A 21,610-nucleotide genomic window follows, 5' to 3' on the forward strand; every position below is an offset into this window, starting at 1 on the left:
AGTTCGGGTGAGTACCGCGTAACGGATATCCTGGTACGAGTATGTCTACCTCGAATTCGTCCGGTGATCGACGAGCACTCGCCGCACGTGTTGCACAGCTCACCATCCGCGACGAGAACCGGCTCCGACGACGTCTCGACAAGGCCCGCACCGAGGACGCCGTCGCCGCGCTCGAACGCGACGTAGCTCGCGCAGAAGCCGTCATCTCCACACGCCAGGCGGCAGTGCCCACCCTCGAATATCCGCAGGCGTTGCCCGTCAGCGCGCGCAAGGACGACATCGCCGCAGCGATCGCTGCCCACCAGGTCGTCATCGTCGCCGGTGAAACCGGGTCCGGCAAAACCACCCAGATTCCCAAGATCTGCCTCGAACTGGGGCGCGGAATCCGCGGCTCGATCGGTCACACGCAGCCCCGAAGGTTGGCGGCGCGCACCGTTGCCGAGCGCATCGCCGAGGAGGTGGGTCAACCACTGGGCGAATCGATCGGCTACAAGGTTCGATTCACCGATCAATCCTCCGATTCGACCCTCGTCAAGCTGATGACAGACGGCATTCTGCTGGCCGAGATCCAACGCGACCGACTGCTCCGCCAGTACGACACCCTCATCATCGACGAGGCGCACGAGCGCAGCCTGAACATCGACTTCATCCTGGGATACCTCGCGCAACTGCTCCCCCGGCGACCCGATCTCAAGATCGTCATCACGTCGGCGACCATCGATCCGGAGCGATTCGCGCAACATTTCGCACGTGACGGAGTCGCAGCACCGATCATCGAGGTATCCGGCCGTACGTTCCCGGTCGAGATGCGGTATCGGCCCCTGACGGTCGACGCGGGAGAAACGACGATCGACCTCGATCCCGTCGATGCCACCTGCCAGGCCGTCGACGAGCTGATGTCCGAGGGTGACGGCGACATCTTGGTGTTCCTGTCCGGTGAACGCGAAATTCGCGATACCGCGGACGCGCTGGCCGATCGCAATCTCCGCAACACCGAGATCGTGCCGCTGTACGCCAGACTCTCTGCCGCCGAACAGCATCGGGTGTTCTCACCGCACTCGGGACGCCGGGTCGTGCTGTCGACGAACGTGGCGGAAACGTCGCTGACGGTCCCCGGCATCCGCTACGTCGTGGACCCGGGCACCGCGCGCATCTCGCGATACTCGTTGCGCACCAAGGTGCAGCGGCTGCCCATCGAACCGATTTCACAGGCGTCCGCGCGCCAGCGGGCGGGTCGCTGCGGACGCGTCGCCGACGGGATCTGTATTCGGTTGTACTCGGAGGAAGACTTCGAGTCTCGTCCGCAGTTCACCGAGCCGGAGATTCTGCGCACCAATCTGGCCTCGGTCATTCTGCAGATGACCGCGCTCGGATTGGGCAAGATCGACGCGTTTCCCTTCGTCGAGCCGCCGGATCCACGCAGCATCCGCGACGGTATCGGCTTGCTGGAAGAACTCGGAGCACTGAAGCCGGCCACCAAGGACGGCACTGCCGAGCTCACCCCGATCGGCCGCGAACTGTCTGCCCTTCCTGTCGATCCTCGAATGGCACGAATGTTGGTCGAGGCCAACGGCAACGGATCGCTTCGTGACGCTCTGGTGGTGGTGGCGGCGTTGTCGATTCAGGACGTGCGCGAGCGTCCCGCCGAGCACCAACAGGCTGCAGACGAGAAGCATGCCCGTTTCGCGGTCGAGAATTCGGACTTCCTGGCGTACGTGCAGCTGTGGAAGTATCTGCGGCAGCAGCGAGACGAGCTGTCTTCCAACCAGTTCCGACGCATGTGCCGCACCGAGTTCCTGCACTACCTGCGGATCCGCGAATGGCAGGACCTGCACGGACAACTCCGCCAGATCACCCGCGGCCTCGGATGGACAGTGCCCGACGCAGAGTCGAGCGAGAATGCACTGCATCAGTCCCTGCTGTCCGGCCTGCTCTCGCACGTCGGCCTGAGAGAGGGCGACAAGCGTGAATTTCTGGGTGCCCGCGGAGCACATTTCGCGATCTTCCCCGGGTCAGGTCTGTTCAAGAAGCCACCGCGCTGGGTCATGGCTGCAGAACTGGTCGAGACCGGACGATTGTGGGGCCGGATGGCCGCCCGCATCGAACCGGAATGGGCCGAACGGTTGGCACCGCATCTGGTGAAGCGCACGTATTCCGAACCACACTGGTCGATCAAACGGGAATCGGCGCTGGCCTACGAACGGGTGACGTTGTACGGCATCCCGTTGGTGACGCAGCGCCCGGTCAACTATCACCGCATCGATCCCGAGGCGTCTCGCGAGCTCTTCATCAGGCATGCCCTGGTTCAGGGCGAATGGAAGACCCAGCACGGGTTCTTTCACAAGAACAGGGCTCTGCTCGACGACGTCGGCGAGCTCGAACATCGTGCTCGGCGACGGGACATCGTCGTCGACGACGACGCACTGTTCGATTTCTACGACGCCCGCATCGCCCCGGAAGCCGTGTCTGCGCGACACTTCGACACCTGGTGGAAGAAGGCCCGCCGGCAAGATCCGTCCCTGCTCGACTTCACTACGGACACCGTCGTCAACTCGGACGCCGCGTCTGTACTGACGGGTGCGTATCCGGACGCGTGGCGACAGGGTGACATTCAATTCCCACTGACGTATCAATTCGAGCCCGGCACGGCCGCTGACGGCGTCACCGCGCGGATTCCCATCGCACTGCTCGCTCAGGTACAGCCGGTCGGCTTCGACTGGCTGGTGCCAGGGATGCGCGCCGAGCTCGTCACCGCCTTGATCAAGACACTACCGAAGGCATTGCGACGCAATGTGGTTCCGGCTCCGGACTTCGCTGCGGCAGCGTTGGCGGTGATGAAACCGCGGGCCGAAACACTCGTGACGGCTCTGGCCCGAGAACTCTCACGGGCCGCACAGTGCCACATCACCGCGAAGGACTTCGACACTGCGGCGCTACCCGATCACCTGCGAATGACGTTCGCCGCGGTCGACCCGTCCGGGACCGTGCTCGGCAGCAACAAGGATCTGACTGCGCTGCGCGCCGGTCTGGCCGGTGAGGTCGGCCGACAGGTCGCACGTGCGGTCGGCGACGCGGAGCGCGCCCCGACGCTGGCGTGGACCTCGGGCACGTTGGGCCGCTTGGAACCCACGGTCACCCGAGACGTGGGCGGGCAGAAGGTCACCGGGTACCCGGCGTTGGTACCCGAGGGTTCGGGCGTGGCGGTGCGAGTGCTCAGTACCCCCGCCCAGCAACGAGCAGCCATGCGCGCGGGCACCCGTACTCTGCTGCTCGCCACGGCACCGAAGGGAACGAAGGCGCTGTTGGCCGGGCTGCCGACCGCCGAACGTCTTGCGCTCGGCCAGAACCCGTACGGCGGCGTCGATGCGCTGCTCGAGGAATGCCGTGCGCTCGCTGTGGAAGAAGCGATGGACGCGCACGGCGGACCGGTTCGCGATCCGGCCGAGTTCGACAAGCTCAGGGCACTGGTGGACGCGGAGGTTCCGCGGCGTACTGCTGCTGTTCTCGCACTGGTTCGACCGGTCCTGACGGCCGCGTTGGCTCTGTCGGCCCAGTTGCAGAGCGCATCGGGTGAGCCGGCCGACGATGTCCGAGAGCAGCTCGACGGCTTGATCTTTCGCGGTTTCGTCACCGAGTTCGGTTCTCGACGGTTGGCCGATCTGCCACGCTATCTCGCTGCGGCGACGAAGCGGCTGTCCACTCTGCCGAGCAGCGCGGGCCGCGACGCTGCGGCGATGGACGTTCTCGACCGGGTGTACAGCTCGTACGGGCGGCTGTTGGATTCGCTCCCGGAGAGCAGGAAGAACAGCCCGGGTGTGCAGGAGCTGTTCTGGATGATCGAGGAGCTGCGGGTGGGGCTGTTCGCGCAGGGAATTCGCACCGCGTATCCGGTATCGGAGAAGCGCATCGAGAAGGCGATCGCCGATCAGTCTCGCTGATCGGCCCGCGGTTCACTCGACGTCGGCGGACTATCGATGTTTGCGGAGTTCGTGAATTTCCTTCTCGAAGTCCTCTGCCGAACTGAACGAGCGGTAGACCGATGCGAAACGGAGGTAGGCCACTTCGTCGAGATCGCGTAGCGGTCCGAGAATGGCCAGGCCCACTTCGTTGCTGGGAATCTCGGCCGAACCGGCCGCGCGAATATTGTCTTCGACTTGCTGAGCCAGCAGGTTCAGCGCGTCGTTGTCGACGTCTCTGCCCTGGCAGGCGCGACGAACTCCTTTGACGACCTTCTCCCGACTGAACGGCTCGGTCACACCACTGCGTTTCACGACGGCGAGCACGGCAGCCTCCACGGTGGTGAAGCGTCGACCGCACTCGGGGCAGGACCGGCGTCGCCGTATTGCCTGACCCTCGTCCATTTCACGCGAATCCACCACGCGTGAGTCGGGGTGCCTGCAGAACGGGCAATGCATGAGGGAGCCTCCGTCGTAGCCGATACTCCGACGACGAACGTGCGCGTCGGGGCAGTCTTCGAGGATACTCAGCCACGCTGGGCACCATGGTGCCGGTGGTCATCTGCTGGGTGCGTACTCGACGAGCGCTCCGTCGTGAACCATGACCGCGCCGGCAGGCTGAGTGGCCGCGTCGGGTGTGGTCGCGCTCAGATTCGCGATGCCGATCAGACCGCCGGCCACGACGACCACAGCCAAGATCCACAGAACGAGAGAGCGTGGGCGCACGGTCTGGCTCGCGAAATGGGCCGAGGTGTCGTCGAAGTCTCGATCCGCCATCTCGCGATCGGTGACGTCGGTCCAGGACTCGTCCACGACAGGCAAGCACGGGCCGTTCTGCGTCCGACGCGCGTAGTTCTGCAGCACGGGCCGCGAGCGCCGACGACGCTCGACGACACCGGATCGCGAACGCATACCGGCAGTGGTGGGACGATCGGTGGTGATGGTCATCGGAACCTCGTCTTCGCTCGTTGGATCGATTGTTCGATCAGGCGTTCGATGGACGCTTGTTCGAAGTTCTATCACGCGCCTCCGACAAAGTCTGTAGAAAACGCGACACGAGTCGAACAGATGTTTGATTCAACAGCTGATACACGCTAGATTCGTGTCAGAAACCACACGCCACACGAGTCGACATCATCAACTCCAGTCCGCGTGGATCGATACCGCGTAGACCGAATCCAGCCGCATCAGCAGGAGGCCGACAGCATGAAGGACGAGACCTCGACGAGGTCCATCACCGGTTCCAGTACGACGGGTTCCACGAAAGCTGGTTCCACGCGAGCCGGATCCTCGACGGTCGGCAAGGCTGCAGCCGGAAAGCCGGCTGCCGAGCCGACCCCGAAGGCCATGGAGGTGGGCACCGACATCAGTGCAGGGCTCACCGAGCGCCAACGGAAGGTGTTGGAGGTCATCCGGGCCTCGGTCACCGAGCGCGGATACCCACCCAGCATTCGAGAGATCGGCGATGCCGTGGGCCTGACGTCGACGTCGTCCGTCGCACATCAGCTTCGCACCCTCGAACGCAAGGGGTTCCTGCGGCGCGACGCCAACCGCCCTCGCGCTGTGGACGTCCGCGGACTGGACGAGGTGCAGGCCGACCAGGCCGCGGCGGCGGTGGACGGTTCGGCAGCGTCCGACGAGCAGGATCGGTTGCCGACGCCGACGTTCGTGCCGGTTCTCGGACGGATCGCCGCGGGTGGTCCGATTCTGGCGGAGGAAGCCGTCGAGGACGTGTTCCCGCTCCCCCGCGAGTTGGTCGGTCAGGGATCGCTGTTCTTGCTCAAGGTCGTCGGCGAGTCCATGATCGACGCGGCGATCTGCGACGGTGACTGGGTGGTGGTGCGTCAACAGTCCGTGGCCGACAACGGCGACATCGTCGCGGCGATGATCGAGGGTGAGGCCACGGTCAAGACGTTCAAGCGTTCCAAGGGTGAGGTGTGGCTCATGCCGCACAACCCACTGTTCGAGCCGATCCCGGGCAACAATGCCGCCATTCTCGGCAAGGTCGTCACCGTGATGCGCAAGCTCTGAACTCTGTTCGGACACAACGAAGAAGGGCCGCAGCACAGATGCTGCGGCCCTTCTCGTCGGTCCTGAACGATGGAAAGAATCAGAGATTCAGTCCGCGACCGATGATCTCCTTCATGATTTCCGTGGTGCCGCCGTAGATGGTCTGTACCCGAGAATCCATGTACGCCTTGGCAATCGGGTACTCCTTCATGTAGCCGTACCCACCGTGCAGCTGAAGGCACCGGTCGATGAGCTTGACCTGGTTCTCGGTGGTCCACCACTTGGCCATGGCAGCTTCCTGCACGGTCAACTTGCCGTCGTTGAGCAGTTCGATGAATTTGTCGACCATGATGCGGGTGGCGGTGGTTTCGGTAGCGAGTTCCGCCAACACGAATCGCGTGTTCTGGAACTTTCCGATCGATTTACCGAATGCCTTGCGGTCACGGCAGTACTGAATGGTCATCTCCAGTGCCGATTCCATGGCCGCAGCGGCGACGACGGCAATCGAGAGCCGCTCCTGAGGCAAGTTCTGCATCAGGTAGATGAAGCCCATGCCTTCTTCGCCGAGCAGGTTGGCGGCAGGAACCCGAACGTCGGTGAAGCTGAGTTCCGCGGTGTCCTGGGCCTTCATGCCGATCTTGTCGAGGTTGCGACCACGCTCGAATCCGGGCATGTCGCGCTCTACGACCAACAGGCTGAAGCCCTGGGCACCTTTCTCGGGGTCGGTGCACGCTACGACGATGATCAGATCGGCATTGATGCCGTTGGTGATGAACGTCTTCGAGCCGTTCAGTACCCAGTCGTCGCCGTCCCGAACGGCCTTGGTCTTGATGCCCTGCAGGTCGCTACCGGTACCCGGCTCGGTCATGGCGATCGCGGTGATCAGCTCACCGGAGCAGAATCCGGGCAGCCACCGCTGCTTCTGCTCGTCGTTGGCCAACTCGATGAAGTACGGCGCGACGACGTCGTTGTGCAGGGTGAAGCCGATGCCGCTGTAGCCGCCGCGGGTGGTTTCCTCGGTGACGATGGCGTTGTAGCGGAAGTCCTTGACGCCGCCGCCGCCGAACTCCTCCGGTGCGGCAGTCCCGAGGAAGCCCTGCTTGCCGGCCTCTACCCAGACGCCGCGGTCGACGATGTTCTGCTCTTCCCACTTCGCGTGATTGGGGGCTACGTGCTGTTCGAGAAACTTCCGGTACGACTCCCGGAACAGCTCGTGCTCGGGCTCGAAAAGTGTGCGTTCCACGCGGGTCTCCTTGTTCGGTGCGCACCGTCGTCGACCGCGAGAAAGGGGTGTCACAGCGCGGTCGTCGGTGCGACTGACGTCACGGTTCAACAGTACGTTCGCGGTGCACCGAGGGTCGATGACCAAAACGTGCGCGATCCGTGACCGCCCCTGCTAGCGTCGTCGAGTCGTTCTCCCTCGGGCCAACGCCGAGACGATCGGGTATCCCACGAGGATGCCCAGCGATCCCCACGCGATACCACCGAGTTCGACCGATCCGACGGAGAGCGTCAGGTCGCCGATTCCGGCGACGAGTGCGGCGGCGACGACGGTGAGGTTCACGGGATCGGTGAAATCCACCTTGGCGTCGGTCCAGATTCGAACGCCGAGCAGTCCGATGAGTCCGTAGAGCACGAGTGTCGCTCCACCGATGACACCGTCCGGGACGGTGAAGATCAGCGCACCGAACTTGGGCGAGAACGCCAACACGATCGCGGTGATCGCGGCAACCCAGTACGCGGCGGTCGAGTACACGCGGGTAGCGGCCATGACGCCGATGTTCTCCGCGTACGTGGTGGTTCCCGATCCACCGGCGGCCCCGGCGAGGGTGGTCGCCAACCCATCGGCGATCAGAGCGTCACCGGCAACGTCGTCGAGGTTCTTTCCGGTCATCGCCGCGACGGCTTTGACGTGTCCGACGTTCTCGGCGACGAGGACGATCACCACCGGCAGCGCCACCAGAATCACCGACAGCTGGAAGGACGGGCCACGGAACTCGGGTAACCCGATCCAGCTCGCGGCGCTCAGAGCATCGAGTCGTGGTTGCGCGATACCGCCGGTGACGGCAGCGAATACCCAGCCCACGACGACGCCGAGCAGGATTCCGAGCCGACCCACCAGACCGGGACCGACGGCCGTCGCGAGGAGAATCGCCACCAGGGTGACGGCCGCGACGAGCGGTTGCGCCTCGAACGAAGTCGTCGCGGCAGGGGCCAGATTGAGCCCGATCAATACGACCACCGCACCGGTGACGACGGGCGGCATCGCTGCGTCGAGTACCCGCGCTCCGGCGAACTTCACGACGAAGCCGATCGCAGCCAGCACGACGCCGACACAGAGAACGGCACCGAGTTGCGCAGCCGGACCATCGGCTGCGGTCGCACCGAGTGGAGCCAGGAAGGCGAACGACGACCCGAGGTAGCTCGGTACCCGCCCGCGCGTGATGATCAGGAACAGCGCGGTACCGATGCCCGAGAACAGCAGCGTCGTCGAGACCGGGAACCCGGTGATGGTCGGAACCAACAGTGTCGCCCCGAACATCGCGACGACGTGCTGCATCCCGATGCCGACAGTGCGTGGCCACGACAACCGTTCGTCCGGCGCGACCACCGCCCCAGCGTCGACGGTTCGTCCGTTTCCGTGCAGCGTCCAACCCATAGTTCTCATGATGGGAAGAGACTATTGCGTCACCCGAGGATCGCGCTCACTGCCTCACGGGCTGCGGCGGTGCTGTCGGTCTTCAGTGCAGCGGCAGCGGCGGCCTTGCACTGATCGAGGGTCACGGTCGCCAACTTGGACCCGACGTGGGCGACGGCGGCGGAGGCCGCGGACAACGACGTGATGCCCATTCCTACCAGCACACAGGCCAGCAGGGGGTCGGCGGCAGCCTCGCCGCAGACACCGACGGGCTTGCCCACCTTCGCGCCGGCCGCGGCCGTGTGCGCCACCAGTGCGAGCACGGCCGGTTGCCACGGATCGGTCAGACCGGCCAGCTGCGCCGACATCCTGTCGGCGGCCATCGTGTACTGAGCCAGGTCGTTGGTACCGATGGACAGAAAGTCCACGTGCTCGAGGATGTGCTCGGCGAGCAGAGCGGCAGCGGGAATCTCGATCATGACGCCCGGGGTCAGTCCGCGTTCGCGCACATCCGCGGCGAAGTCCTGTGCTTCCTGCGCGGTGGCGATCATCGGTGCCATCACCCACGGCGAGGACTCGGTCGCCTTGGCTGCCGCGGCGATGCCGTCGAGCTGGCGGTACAGGATGCCGCGGTCGGCTTCGGCGATACGGATACCGCGGATGCCGAGCGCCGGATTGGCCTCGTCGGGGTGGTTGGCGAATCGAAGTGGTTTGTCCGAGCCGGCGTCGAGGGTGCGGACGACGACCTTCTTACCTGCGAACGCGTCGAGGACCTGGCCGTAGATCTCGGCTTGCTCGTCGACGGTCGGTTCGGAATCGCGGTCCAGGAAGCACAGTTCGGTGCGGAACAATCCCACCCCGTCGGCTGCGCTGGAGCGCGCTGCGCGGGCACCGGCTCCGTCCTGGACGTTGGCGAGGATATCGACGGAATGTCCGTCGGAGGTCGCGCCCGGCCCGGTCCACCGAGACACTCGGTCCAATTCGTCCCTGGCCGAGACGACTGCTGCGCGGGCGGTGTCGGCATCCGGTTCCAGTTCGATGCGTCCGCTGGTTCCGTCCACGGATGCATGCGTGCCGGCGGCGATGTCGTCGAGGCCTGCGACGGCCACGATGCAGGGAATCCCCAGCTGCCGCGCGATGATCGCGGTGTGACTGGTCGGGCCGCCCAGTGAGGTGGCGAGGCCGACGATGAGGGTGGGGTCGAGGCCCGCGGTGTCGGCGGGTGCCAGGTCGTCGGCGAACAGTACCGACGGTTCGGCCGGCACGGGAACACCCGGCTCGGGCACACCGAGAATTTCGGCGATGACGCGATCGCGAATGTCGCGCAGATCGGTCACTCGTTCGGCCATCAATCCGCCGAGCTGGGTGAACATGGCGGCGAACTTCTCGGTCGCGGCAGCAGTGGCGGTGACGGCGGTGCTGCCCTTGGCGATCGAGGCGCGAGCGGCACCGAGCCATCCGCGGTCGGTTGCCATCGCGGCGTTGGCCGACAGCACCTCCGAAGCGGCTCCCGTCGCCAGCTCCGCGCGTCCGCGCAATCGAGTGGCGACGGCGTTCGCCGCTGCATCGAACACCGCCTTCTCGGACTCCCGATCGGCTTCGGCCACCTCACCGGTGTCGGCCGGGATGGCCGGACGTGCCCCGGGACGGATGACGGGTCCGTAGCCGACTCCGGGCACGACGGGTGTGCCGCGCAGTGTCGTGGACTCCGCTCCGATCGACGACGTCCCATCTGCAGCAGGTGCTGCATCGGTGTGTCCGGTCGATGCGGTGCTGACCGATCCCGTCATGTGGTCCTCCTCGGATCCTGCGTGTACGTCTGTCGTCCCGGATGTCAGATGAGTGTGCCGCACCTGGCTTCCCGATGATGTTGTGACCGAGATTACTCCAAACCCTTGACATGTCAACACACACGGGCGTAAAACAACATAAAGCAACATCAACCGGGAAGGAGACGCAGGTGTACGCAGAAGAAAGACAGCACGCCATCGCTGAGCTGATCAGCACGCAAGGACGCGTCTCCGTCAACGACCTGGCCGCCAACTACGGCGTCACCACCGAGACCGTGCGACGCGATCTGGCCACCCTCGATCGACTGGGAGTGGTACGCCGCGTTCACGGTGGAGCGGTACCCGCCTCGGCGTTGACCACACTCGAGCCGGGCGTCTCGGAACGAGAGTTCACCCGCGCGGACCAGAAGGACGCGATCGCAGCGGCTGCGTTGTCGTTCCTCCCACCCGTCGGCGGCAGTGCGGTCTTCGATGCGGGCACCACCACCGGCCGCCTGGCGGGACTGCTACCGCACGATCGCGAACTCACCATGGTCACCAATTCCGTACCGATCGCAGCCCGGGCCGCAACCATGCCGAGCATCAGTCTTCGATTGCTCGGCGGGCGTGTTCGAGGAACGACACAGGCCGCTGTGGGCGACGAGGCACTGCGCGCCCTCGAATGGCTACGGGTGGACGTTGCGTTCATCGGAACCAACGCCATCAGCGTCGGACACGGACTGTCCACCCCCGACAGCGACGAAGCCGCGGTCAAGCGCGCCATGGTCGACGCCGCGAACCATGTTGTCGTGCTGGCAGATTCGTCGAAGATCGGCCGCGAGCACCTGGTGAGTTTCGCCCGAGTAGACACCATCGACGTCATCGTCACCGACAGCGACATCTCGAACGAAGACCGTAAACAACTCAGCAACAAAGGAATCGAGGTGGTGATCGCATGATGGTCACGCTCACGGCCAATCCGAGCATGGACCGCACGGTCACGCTCGAGACGCCACTGACCCGCGGCGGAGTGCACCGGGCGTCGTCCTCGGCCGTCGACCCGGGTGGCAAGGGCGTCAACGTCGCTCGCGTCATCGGCGGATCGGGAGTAGAGGCGCTGGCCGTCCTGCCGGCCAACGTCGGCGATCCATTACTCGACGCGATGTCCGCCAAAGGCGTTCGATACTCGGCAGTTCCGACGTCCGGACCGGCGCGCACCAACATCACCGTCAGCGAAATCGGTGGCACGACCACCAAGATCAACGAGCCGGGTGCAACGGTGTCGGAGCAGACACGCGCCGAGCTGCGAGACCGGATTCTCACGCTCGCTGTCGATGCCGAGTGGGTGGTGCTGTCGGGTTCGCTTCCTCCCGGCCTGCCCGTCGAGTGGTACGCGGAACTGGTTGTCGCCCTTCGCGCTACCACGGCCAAAGTTGCGGTGGACACCTCCGACGAGCCGCTGCTCGCTCTCGCGGATCGGTTTCCGGAATCGGCACCCGACCTGATCAAGCCCAATTCGGAGGAACTCGCCCAGCTCACCGGGTACGATTCCGAGGAGTTGGAAAGCGCTGCGGCACAGGGTGATCCGTCGGCCGCTGTTTCCGCCGCGACGATCCTTCTCGGCCGAGGAGTAGGTGCCGTACTGGCGACGCTCGGCAGCGCCGGAGCAGTCCTGGTCACCCAGGGCGGTGCCTGGTACGCCAGCCCACCTCCGATCACGGCCGTCAGCACCGTCGGCGCAGGAGACTCCTCGCTGGCCGGCTACATTCTGGCCGACGTCGAGAACTGTTCCGACGCAGACAAACTTCGCCGCGCCGTCGCCTACGGAACGGCAGCCACCGCACTTCCAGGCACCACGCTTCCCCTGCCCGAGCAGACCCATCCGACTTCGGTGACGGTTCGCGCGCTCGACATCTCCACGTCCGTCACCCCGTCCACGCTCTCCCCTTCTTCGAACCGTCTCTAGGAGTCCCCATGTCCACCCCCACCGAAGATCAGCCGATCATCGCCGAGGATCTGATCCTCCTCGACGCCGATCTGGGCGAATCCAAAGCTGCCGTCATCGAACGCCTCGCAGGCGTGCTGGCCCACGCGGGTCGCGCAACCGACACCGACGCCCTGCGCGACGCAGCCCTTGCGCGCGAAGCCCAGTCGGCCACCGGCCTGCCCGGCGGCATCGCAATTCCGCACTGCCGTTCCGAGGCGGTCACGAGCGCCTCGCTCGGCTTCGCCCGCCTGAACCCCAAGGTCGACTTCGGCGCCCCCGACGGCCCCGCCGACCTCGTCTTCCTCATCGCTGCACCGGCCGGAGCCGGTTCGGCGCACATGAAGCTGCTCTCCAGCCTGGCTCGGGCACTGGTCAAGCCCGAATTCGTCACCTCACTGCGCAACGCGTCCTCGCCCGCCGAGATCGTCTCGCTGGTCGACGGAGTCATCAACCCGGCCGCCAAGCCGGTTGCCGCAACCGCTGCAGCTGCGCCGGTCGACACCGCGAAGCACAGTGCGCCTGCAGCCACCCCCGAGACGGCAACATCCGCCTCGCCCAAGCACATCGTGGCAATCACCGCCTGCCCCACCGGAATTGCGCACACCTACATGGCTGCCGATTCACTCGTCGCCGCAGGCGAGCGCGCGGGTGTCACGGTGCACGTGGAGACTCAGGGCTCGAGCGGCAGCACGCCCCTCGACCCCGCACTCATCGCCGGTGCCGAGGCCGTCATCTTCGCCACCGACGTGGGCGTCAAGGGCCGTGAGCGATTCGCCGGTAAGCCCGTCATCTCTTCCGGCGTCAAGCGCGCCATCAACGAGCCCGACGTCATGGTCACCGAAGCGCTCCGCGCAGCTCTCAATCCGGATGCTGCTCGCGTCGGCGGCACCGCTGTCGCGGCCGGCTCCACCGACTCTGCCGGTGAGCTCGGATGGGGCACCCGCCTGCGTCAGATCCTGCTGACCGGTGTCAGCTACATGATTCCGTTCGTCGCCGCCGGTGGACTCCTGATCGCCCTCGGATTCCTGCTCGGTGGGTACGAAATCAAGGATGTCGCCGAGGACATCGTCGTCAACAACTCCATCACTTCGCTGCCCGACGGCGGAATCGCCGCCTACCTCGGTGCCGTGCTGTTCCAGATCGGCGCGCTGTCCTTCAGCTTCCTGGTGCCCGCGCTGGCCGGTTACATTTCCTATGCCATAGCCGACAGACCAGGTCTGGCACCAGGTTTCACCGCCGGCGCAGTGGCCGTGTTGGTGGGCGCAGGCTTCATCGGCGGTCTCGTCGGTGGCCTGATCGCCGGCTTCGTCGCACTGTGGATCAGCAAGTGGAAGATCCCCGCGGTTCTGCGTGGCCTTATGCCGGTTGTCATCATCCCGCTGTTCGCCACCCTCATCGTCGGCGCGATCATGTTCCTGCTGCTCGGCAAGCCGCTCGCCGCGATCACCAGTGGACTGACCGACTGGCTCAACGGACTCAGCGGTTCCTCGGTGATCATCCTCGGCATCATTCTCGGCCTGATGATGTGCTTCGACCTCGGCGGACCGGTCAACAAGGCGGCCTACGCCTTCGCCACTGCAGGCCTGTCGGTCACCGACACCGCCTCACTGCGCATCATGGCAGCGGTCATGGCGGCCGGAATGGTGCCGCCCCTGGCCATGGCACTGGCCTCGACCGTTCGTTCGCGTCTGTTCACCGAGGCCGAGCGCGAGAACGGTAAGGCTGCATGGTTCCTCGGAGCAGCATTCATCTCCGAGGGCGCCATCCCGTTCGCCGCGGCCGATCCGTTCCGCGTCATCCCCTCGATGATGGCCGGCGGCGCAGTCACCGGTGCCATGATCATGGCCTTCAACGTCACCCTCAGCGCGCCCCACGGCGGGATCTTCGTGTTCTTCGCCATCGGAAACATCCTGTGGTTCATCGTCTCGCTGGCCGTGGGCACCATCGTCTCCGCATTCCTGGTGGTCTCCGCCAAGCAGTTCATCAAGGGCAAGAACGCACCGACCGACGCCGAACTCGACCCGGCACTCGCCACCGTCTGACGCTCGATACGATCCAACGAACCCACTACGCAAGGAGCAGCACATGCCCAGCACCACAGTCGCAGTCGGATCCTCGATCGGCCTGCACGCCCGCCCCGCAGCACTGATCGCCGATGCCGTAGCCGAAGCCGGAGTCGACGTCACGCTGGCAACAGCGGACTCCGAGCCGGTGGACGCCGGTTCGGCCCTGATGATCATGACGCTCGGCGCCACCAAGGGCACCGAAGTCACCGTCACCAGCGACGACCAAGCAGCACTCGACAAGGTTGCAGCACTCGTCGAAGCAGACCTGGACGCCTAACCAGAGCGCATCGATCGCCGGACGGTGAATCCCACCGCTCCGGCGATCAGCACCACCCCGGCAGCGACGGCAGCTCGGAATTGCCATTCCGAGTCCGTCGCTGTCGTCGTCTGTGCGGGTGCCGCAGGAGCAGCAGGATCGCGGGTCGGCGACGCCGGCGTAGCCGAAGGTGTCGACAGCTCCACCGACGTCAGGTTCGGAATCTTCAAAATGGGCGGCAGCGTTCCGTCGGTCGGTGCGAACCCGGCTTCCGACGCGAGCAGAAGGGAACCGTCGTCCAGGAACGTCGCCGCCTCGCCCTGTGGCTGAGCCGGTAGCGCGAAAACGGCTCGGGGTGAGGTGGGGTCGACCAGCGCCGACGCGACGTCCCCGTCGGGCGGACGGAACACATACGCATCGGTGTACGTGCGCACCACGGCGGTCGATCCGTTTGCACTCACCGCTCCCCCGGTAGCCAGGATCGAGCCGACCACGAACGGCGGCCCACCGGCCGTACCGGTGGCCGTGAAAGCCATCTCACCGACCTTGCGCAGCGGCGTCGGGCCCGGACTGCTCAGATCGGTGACGGATTCGTCTCCGGTCGGTACGTATACCCCGCTGACACCCGAGAGTTCCTTGGTGACGATCACCGGCCGACCGCCGGGTTCGATGAGCAGTGTCTCGGCGTCGTGTGCGCCGTCGGGGTAGGCCAGTCGATACAGCTCGCCCGCGCCTGTTTCCGGGTCCATTCGCGTCAGTGCCACAGTGTCGCGGCGCAACTGATTGTCGCCGATGTCGGCCAACCACAGTGAGCCGTCGTACGACGCCATGTCCTCCACGTCGTACGGGTCGACGGGAACGTCGATCCAGCGCTGCACCGCACAATTCGCGTCGAGCACCGCCACCCGATCATCGGCACCGCTGTCGCCGATCCCGTACACGGTGCCGTCGAGCACCGTCGCACCGGACAGCTCGTCGAGTCCGGGATCGGTTGGTAGACAGTAGGTTGCAACGTCGACCGGCGCGGCCAGGGCGGTCGATGCACAGGTCAGCACGATCGCCGTGCCGACCACGGCCGCGGCACCACCACGCACCACTGCGCGCGGATTCACCGAACTCAGGCGCTGGGTACGGTCGCGGTGAACTCGACGAGGGCGGCCGCAAGTGATTGCGGCACACGAGCTTCGACGCGCGTGCCGTCCGCCTCGTGCGTCGATTGCACTATTCGGCCGTCGGTGTGGATCCGGGCGACCAGGTCGCCGCGGGTGTACGGGACGAGGACGTCGACCAACACATCGGGCTCGGACAGAATGTCGCCGAGGTGATCCCGCAGTGCATCGATGCCTTCACCGGTCTTGGCCGAGACGAATCGTGCGCCGTCGAGCAGGCCACGCAACTGCGTCAGCTGGACCGGATCTGCGGCGTCGATCTTGTTGACCACCAACAACTCCGGTGGCATCTTCGCGTCCTGCTCGCGGACCACCTCGGTGATCACTTCGCGTACTGCTTTGATTTGATCGATCGGTAGCGGATCGGAACCGTCGACCACGTGCAGCAACAGGTCGGCGTCGGTCACTTCCTCCAGCGTGGAGCGGAAGGCCTCGACCAGCTGGGTCGGCAAGTGCCGGACGAATCCGACGGTATCGGTCAGCACGATGGCGCGGCCGTCTTCGAGCGTCGACTTCCGGGTCGTCGGATCGAGGGTTGCGAACAGCGCATTCTGAACCAGCACACCGGAACCGGTCAGCGCGTTCAACAGACTCGACTTGCCCGCATTGGTGTATCCGACGATCGCGATCGACGGCACCGTGCCACTGAGCCGCTGCTCGCGTTTGGTGTCGCGAGCCTGCTTCATGCCTTTGATCTCACGGCGGAGCTTGGCCATGCGCTCACGGATGCGTCGGCGATCGGTCTCGATCTTCGTCTCACCCGGTCCACGAAGACCCACGCCGCCGTTGCTACCGGCGCGTCCACCCGCCTGACGCGACATGGATTCACCCCAGCCGCGGAGCCTGGGCAACATGTATTCCATCTGGGCGAAGGCGACCTGTGCCTTGCCTTCTCGTGACGTCGCGTGCTGCGCGAAGATGTCGAGGATCAGTGCGGTTCGATCGATGACCTTGACCTTGACGACCTTTTCCAGCGCATTGAGCTGGGCGGGCGTCAGTTCGCCGTCGCAGATCACGGTATCGGCCCCGGTCGCGAGCACGATGTCGCGCAGTTCCTTGGCTTTACCCGAGCCGATGTAGGTTGCAGCGTCGGGTTTGTCCCGGCGCTGCATCAGCGCCTCGAGTACTTCGGAGCCTGCAGTCTCGGCGAGCGCGGCCAGTTCGGTCATGCTGGATTCGGCCTGTGCCGCAGTACCGGTGGTCCATACTCCGACCAGTACGACGCGTTCGAGGCGCAACTGCCGGTACTCGACCTCGGTGACGTCGGCGAGCTCGGTCGACAGTCCGGCGACTCGTCGCAGCGCAGTCCGCTCCTCGAGTTGCATATCGCCCGAGGACGGGGAGTCATCGTCGAGGGGTGAGCGCGCCATCCGCCTCGACCATGCGTCGGACTCCTCGCGGGTCCATGCAGATGCGGTATCGGGTGAACCGTCGGCATCATGGTCGACCGGTTCGCCCGCAGGTGATGTTTCATGTGAGTTCGTCATACAACTCCCATGATCCACGAAAAGCCCAGCGTGTGCACGCGGGTTTCGCTCGGAGCCGGCGCGACGGTCAGGACTGACCGGCGAACCAACGGTCGTCGACCTCTCCCCGGGCGAGCAGTACCGACGGTCCGCGCAGGGTTGCACCGACGTGGTCGATGGCCACTCGGACCCGACCGCCGAGCACACCGACACTCACGTCTCCGGTCTCGAGCCCCTCGTAACTGAGCGCGGCAGCGGCGGCAGCGACGGTTCCGGTGCCACACGAGCGTGTCTCTCCGACGCCGCGTTCGAAGACGCGCATCTCGACTGCACCGTCGTCGAGCCGGGTCAGAATCTCGACGTTCGCACCGTGGGGAAAGAACTCGGAATCGAGAGTCGGCGGAGCGGTGAAGTCCAGCGCCCGCAACGCGGTGCGGTTCAGCGTGGGATCGACGCAGGCCAGATGCGGGTTGCCGACATCGACGCCGATCCCCTCGTACGCTGCACCGGCCAGGGTCGTCGCGCTCGAACCCAGCAGGGTGACGTCGCCCATGGCCACGGTCACGTCGGCATCGGTCTCGTCGTACGAGTGCACCGTCACCGCACGTGCGCCTGCGCGAGAGCCGACCACGAATTGATCGCGCTGCTCGAGATCGTGGACTCGCAGGTAGTGCGCGAAGACTCGGACCCCGTTTCCGCACATCTCGGCGATGGTGCCGTCACCGTTGCGGTAGTCCATGAACCAGTCGTCGGCCTCGACACCGGCCGGGATTCGATCGAGTACACCCGCGTCCCGCAGCACCCCGGCGCGCGCGACACGCAGTACCCCGTCGGCGCCGATCCCCTGCCGTCGATCACACAGCACCGTGACCGCCGACCTGGTGAGTTGGAGCTCGGCACCGGGATCCGGCAGCACGACGAAATCGTTCTGCGTTCCGTGGCCCTTGGCGAATTCCATGTCGGCGAGTCTACGGGGACCGACCTAGCCGAGTTCGATCGCGGACAGCGCATCCGACCGCAGGGTGGGCGATGCGCCGTCGAGCCACCGCACTCGTTCGTCGCGGCGGAACCACGACCGCTGACGGCGCACATAGCGCCTGGTGCCGATGAACGTCCGCTCACGTGCATGGTCGACGTCGTACTCCCCGGCCAGCACATCGAGCGCCTGGGCGTATCCGATCGCCCGTGAGGCCGTCACCCCGTCGCGCAGGCCGAGCTCCAGCAACCCTTCGACCTCGTCGAGCAACCCGGAATCGAACATGCGCCGAGTACGCAGATCGATCCTCTCGTCCAACTCTGCGGTGTCGCGGTCGACGCCGAGCACCACCGTGCCCCAGCGCGGTTCACCGATGACGGGGGCCGAGGCCGCGAAAGGCCGACCGGTCAATTCGACCACTTCCAAGGCCCGCACCATTCGCCGTCCGTCCGTGGGCAGGATCGACGCGGCAGCGTCCGGATCGACCTCCGTCAGAGCGCGGTGGATCGCGTCGACTCCGTCGCGTTCGAGCACCGCCTCCCACTTGGCCCGGACGACCGGGTCCGTGGCAGGAAAGGCCCATTCGTCGAGCAGTGATTGGACGTACATCATCGAGCCGCCCACGATGATCGGCCGACGGCCACGGGATCGAATGTTCTCGACGTCGGCGACGGCAGCCGATTGGTAACGCGCCACAGTCGCGATATCGGTGACCTCGAGCACATCGAGCTGATGGTGCACGATGCCGCGGCGCTCCGGCACGGTCACTTTCGCGGTACCGATGTCCATCCCCCGGTATTGCTGCATCGCGTCGATGTTGACGATCTCCCCGCCCAGCTCCTCGGCCAGGTCCAGCGCCAGGTCCGATTTGCCCGCAGCGGTCGGTCCGATCACCGCCACCGGTGTCGTGGCCGAATCCTCGGCGGTCGCCCCGGTTTCGTCAGCCACGGGACCAGACTCCGACGAAGTATCCGACACCGAACGGTGCGCCCCGATACAGCTCGGTCGTCGAGACGGCGTCGGTTCCCACGAGTGCAGCGAGCATCTGCACGGCCGGTCGGCCCCGCACGCCGATCGCTGCGCAGAGGCCCTCGTCGAGCTCCGCGAGGGCGTCGACGTCGGCGGTGGCAAGAGCATCGTCGATGCGACGCTGCACGTCCGCGGCGCGCGAATCGAACGACCCCGGTGCCTTCGGGGTGAGGGTGTTCGCGCCGTCTGCCAGCACCAACACTCCCCACCTGTCGTCGGACGCGTCGAGTTCGCGGCGCAGTTCCATCCCGGTGTGCGAGCACCACCGTGCGCTCGCGTCCGCGGGTACCGTGCGGACCTCGATTGCCCTGTCGGCCGCCGCCGCCCCGCGCAGCCAGCCGGCGAGGAGAACCGCCAGCGGCAACTCGGGGTCCGGCCCGGACCGTGCCGGCGAACCGGACAGCCGCACCTCCACATCGACGCCGTACCCACGCATGGTGCCGACCGTCGTCTCGTCGTACCGCCCCTCGCCGTCGTCGACGCCGACCGCGAGCCACCGGTCGGCCACCGCGGACAGCTGCTCGACAGCAGACACAGCAGCGGCTCGAAGCTCGGTTGCCTCGGCTGCTGCCCGGCCCATCAGTTCGGGGACCAGTAACGGCGGAGAGGGCACCAGGGCCGCGGCACAGAACACACGTATCACGCTAGTCGGTGACGCGACTTGGCCGGACGAGTCCACCTCGAACCGTCTGAGCTGTTTCAATGGTCCGATCGGTCGTCACCGAGTTCAATGGTGTCCAGATCGCGATCGTAGGCAGCCGTGACGCGCGGCAGAGATGAGGAACAATGACCGACCCGAACGCCGGTACCCCCACCACCCCCGACGCCCCGTCGTCGGTTGCACCCGCCGATCACTCCGGCGGTGACGCGACCATTACACCTTCGACCGGAGGACCCAAGCCAGGTGGCGGCCCCAAGCCCGGCGGCGGACCGAAGCCCGGCGGACCGAGTTCTGCTTCTCCTCGTCCCGGCGCACCCCGCCCCGGTGGCTCCTCGGCAGCCAAGCCACACCCGACGGCCGCGCATGTGCCCACCGTGGTCGCGCCGGCGAGCGATCCGAGCAAGTACGGCCGGGTCGACGACGACGGCACCGCGTGGGTGAGCACCTCGGACGGCGAGCGTCAGGTCGGCTCCTGGCAAGCGGGCGACGCAGCGGAAGGCCTCGCGCATTTCGGGCGGCGCTACGACGATCTGGCCACCGAGGTCGGACTGCTCGAAGCCCGGCTGACGTCGGGTACCGGTGATGCCAAGAAAACCAAGGCTGCGGCCTCGGCGCTGCTGGAGAGCCTGCCGACGGCTGCGGTGATCGGCGACCTCGATCTGCTGGCTCGCCGACTCCACGCCGTCGTCGAGCACTCCGACGCAGCAGCGGCGGTCGCCAAGCAGGAGAAAGAGCTCGAACGCGCCGAGCACACTGCCCGCAAGGAAGCCCTCGCCGCCGAGGCCGAGCAGATCGGCAGTGAATCGACGCAGTGGAAGCATGCCGGGGATCGGCTGCGCGAAATTCTGGACGAATGGAAGACGATCCGCGGGGTGGATCGAAAGATCGACGATGCGCTGTGGAAGCGGTACTCGAAGGCCAGGGAGAACTTCAACCGGCGTCGTGGAGCGCATTTCGCCGATCTCGATCGGGAGCGAGGAGCAGCCAAGACCCGCAAGGAAGAGCTGGTCGAGCGCGCAAAAGCGTTGTCCTCGTCCACCGATTGGGGTCCCACTGCAGCCGCATTCCGAGACCTGTTGGTGGAGTGGAAAGCGTCGGGCCGAGCTCCGCGGGACGCCGACGACGCATTGTGGAAGAACTTCAAGGCCGCCCAGGACGTGTTCTTCGCGGCACGCAACGCCGCGGCGTCGGAGCGGGACGCGGAATTCGAGGCCAACGCCGAGGCCAAGGAAGCGTTGTTGGCGAAGACACATATCGATCCGAGCAAGGACCTGGACGCTGCTCGTGCGGCGCTGCGCGATCTGCAGGACAAGTGGGACGCCATCGGCAAGGTTCCGCGCGAGAAGATGCAGGAACTCGAAGGCAAGCTCCGCGCGATCGAGAAGTCCGTCCACGACGCCGTGGAGTCTCAGTGGCGTCGGTCCGACCCCGAGGCGGTTGCCCGCGCGGCTCAGTTCCGTGAGCGAGTGGCACAGTTCGAGGATCAAGCGGCAAAGGCGACGGCGGCAGGCAAGACCAAGGACGCCGAGCGGGCGCGTGCGCAGGCCCAGCAGTGGCGTGAATGGGCCGATGCCGCGGAAAGTGCCGTCGACGAGTTGTGACCTGCAGTGCGGGCGGCCACACGAAC

The 21,610-nt window shown here is 65.9% G+C and carries 17 protein-coding genes; 7 read left to right on the forward strand and 10 right to left on the reverse strand.

The window, feature by feature from the left end; translation table 11 throughout:
- Nucleotides 1–41 precede the first annotated feature (41 nt).
- Entirely contained in the window at nucleotides 42–3,938 is a 3,897-nt protein-coding gene (gene hrpA, locus CH281_RS19510; RefSeq protein ID WP_094695403.1) for an ATP-dependent RNA helicase HrpA, read from the forward strand.
- 30 nt (nucleotides 3,939–3,968) lie between these two features.
- On the opposite strand, the gene nrdR is transcribed toward hrpA, so the two are convergent.
- Nucleotides 3,969–4,415 (reverse strand): transcriptional regulator NrdR, encoded by a 447-nt coding sequence (gene nrdR / locus CH281_RS19515; protein ID WP_094695404.1) that lies wholly within the window; start codon nucleotides 4,413–4,415, stop codon nucleotides 3,969–3,971.
- A gap of 99 nt (nucleotides 4,416–4,514) precedes the next feature.
- Nucleotides 4,515–4,904 (reverse strand): hypothetical protein, encoded by a 390-nt coding sequence (locus CH281_RS19520; protein ID WP_094652937.1) that lies wholly within the window; start codon nucleotides 4,902–4,904, stop codon nucleotides 4,515–4,517.
- A gap of 399 nt (nucleotides 4,905–5,303) precedes the next feature.
- Between CH281_RS19520 and lexA the strand changes: the two genes are divergently transcribed.
- Complete coding sequence (gene lexA, locus CH281_RS19525) at nucleotides 5,304–5,987, forward strand: transcriptional repressor LexA (RefSeq protein WP_027496855.1); 684 nt, start codon at nucleotides 5,304–5,306, stop codon at nucleotides 5,985–5,987.
- A gap of 79 nt (nucleotides 5,988–6,066) precedes the next feature.
- On the opposite strand, the gene CH281_RS19530 is transcribed toward lexA, so the two are convergent.
- From CH281_RS19530 to ptsP, 3 genes are all read right to left on the reverse strand, one after another.
- The gene (locus tag CH281_RS19530; RefSeq protein WP_027496854.1) at nucleotides 6,067–7,209 is read right to left on the reverse strand and encodes an acyl-CoA dehydrogenase family protein; all 1,143 of its coding nucleotides are present in this window, start codon (nucleotides 7,207–7,209) and stop codon (nucleotides 6,067–6,069) included.
- A gap of 153 nt (nucleotides 7,210–7,362) precedes the next feature.
- Nucleotides 7,363–8,634: a uracil-xanthine permease family protein gene (locus CH281_RS19535; RefSeq protein ID WP_032400221.1), complete on the reverse strand. Its 1,272-nt coding sequence runs from the start codon at nucleotides 8,632–8,634 to the stop codon at nucleotides 7,363–7,365.
- A gap of 20 nt (nucleotides 8,635–8,654) precedes the next feature.
- The gene (ptsP, locus tag CH281_RS19540; RefSeq protein ID WP_032407126.1) at nucleotides 8,655–10,322 is read right to left on the reverse strand and encodes a phosphoenolpyruvate--protein phosphotransferase; all 1,668 of its coding nucleotides are present in this window, start codon (nucleotides 10,320–10,322) and stop codon (nucleotides 8,655–8,657) included.
- A gap of 242 nt (nucleotides 10,323–10,564) precedes the next feature.
- Here ptsP and CH281_RS19545 point away from each other — a divergent pair, with 242 nt between their 5' ends.
- Genes CH281_RS19545 through CH281_RS19560 form a run of 4 tightly spaced genes read left to right on the forward strand, consistent with a single transcriptional unit; the run spans nucleotide 10,565 to nucleotide 14,703 of the window.
- Nucleotides 10,565–11,332, forward strand: a complete 768-nt coding sequence (locus CH281_RS19545) for a DeoR/GlpR family DNA-binding transcription regulator (RefSeq protein ID WP_027496851.1) — start codon at nucleotides 10,565–10,567, stop codon at nucleotides 11,330–11,332.
- Nucleotides 11,329–12,339: a 1-phosphofructokinase family hexose kinase gene (locus CH281_RS19550; RefSeq protein WP_032370129.1), complete on the forward strand. Its 1,011-nt coding sequence runs from the start codon at nucleotides 11,329–11,331 to the stop codon at nucleotides 12,337–12,339. The genes CH281_RS19545 and CH281_RS19550 overlap by 4 nt, the downstream gene beginning before the upstream one ends.
- An 8-nt stretch (nucleotides 12,340–12,347) precedes the next feature.
- On the forward strand, nucleotides 12,348–14,402 hold the full coding sequence (locus CH281_RS19555) for a PTS fructose transporter subunit IIABC (RefSeq protein ID WP_032366477.1): 2,055 nt from the start codon (nucleotides 12,348–12,350) through the stop codon (nucleotides 14,400–14,402).
- Between the two features lie 43 nt (nucleotides 14,403–14,445).
- Complete coding sequence (locus CH281_RS19560) at nucleotides 14,446–14,703, forward strand: HPr family phosphocarrier protein (RefSeq protein ID WP_027496848.1); 258 nt, start codon at nucleotides 14,446–14,448, stop codon at nucleotides 14,701–14,703.
- Here the strand turns inward: CH281_RS19560 and CH281_RS19565 are convergent.
- The 5 genes from CH281_RS19565 to CH281_RS19585 form a co-directional block, all read right to left on the reverse strand.
- The gene (locus CH281_RS19565) at nucleotides 14,700–15,794 is read right to left on the reverse strand and encodes a hypothetical protein (protein ID WP_032407087.1); all 1,095 of its coding nucleotides are present in this window, start codon (nucleotides 15,792–15,794) and stop codon (nucleotides 14,700–14,702) included. The two genes, CH281_RS19560 and CH281_RS19565, sit on opposite strands and share 4 nt — an antisense overlap.
- Nucleotides 15,795–15,799: 5 nt before the next feature.
- On the reverse strand, nucleotides 15,800–17,221 hold the full coding sequence (gene hflX / locus CH281_RS19570; RefSeq protein ID WP_051365137.1) for a GTPase HflX: 1,422 nt from the start codon (nucleotides 17,219–17,221) through the stop codon (nucleotides 15,800–15,802).
- 184 nt (nucleotides 17,222–17,405) lie between these two features.
- Complete coding sequence (gene dapF / locus CH281_RS19575; RefSeq protein ID WP_032372566.1) at nucleotides 17,406–18,275, reverse strand: diaminopimelate epimerase; 870 nt, start codon at nucleotides 18,273–18,275, stop codon at nucleotides 17,406–17,408.
- A gap of 24 nt (nucleotides 18,276–18,299) precedes the next feature.
- Nucleotides 18,300–19,241 (reverse strand): tRNA (adenosine(37)-N6)-dimethylallyltransferase MiaA, encoded by a 942-nt coding sequence (miaA, locus tag CH281_RS19580; RefSeq protein WP_094622481.1) that lies wholly within the window; start codon nucleotides 19,239–19,241, stop codon nucleotides 18,300–18,302.
- Nucleotides 19,234–19,956 (reverse strand): class III extradiol dioxygenase subunit B-like domain-containing protein, encoded by a 723-nt coding sequence (locus tag CH281_RS19585; protein WP_045841803.1) that lies wholly within the window; start codon nucleotides 19,954–19,956, stop codon nucleotides 19,234–19,236. The genes miaA and CH281_RS19585 overlap by 8 nt, the downstream gene beginning before the upstream one ends.
- Before the next feature lie 152 nt (nucleotides 19,957–20,108).
- On the opposite strand from CH281_RS19585, the gene CH281_RS19590 reads away from it, so the two are divergent.
- Nucleotides 20,109–21,584: a DUF349 domain-containing protein gene (locus CH281_RS19590; protein ID WP_230591205.1), complete on the forward strand. Its 1,476-nt coding sequence runs from the start codon at nucleotides 20,109–20,111 to the stop codon at nucleotides 21,582–21,584.
- Nucleotides 21,585–21,610 lie beyond the last annotated feature (26 nt).

The organism is Rhodococcus sp. 06-221-2 (assembly GCF_002258365.1).
Taxonomy (GTDB): Bacteria; Actinomycetota; Actinomycetes; order Mycobacteriales; family Mycobacteriaceae; genus Rhodococcoides; species Rhodococcoides fascians.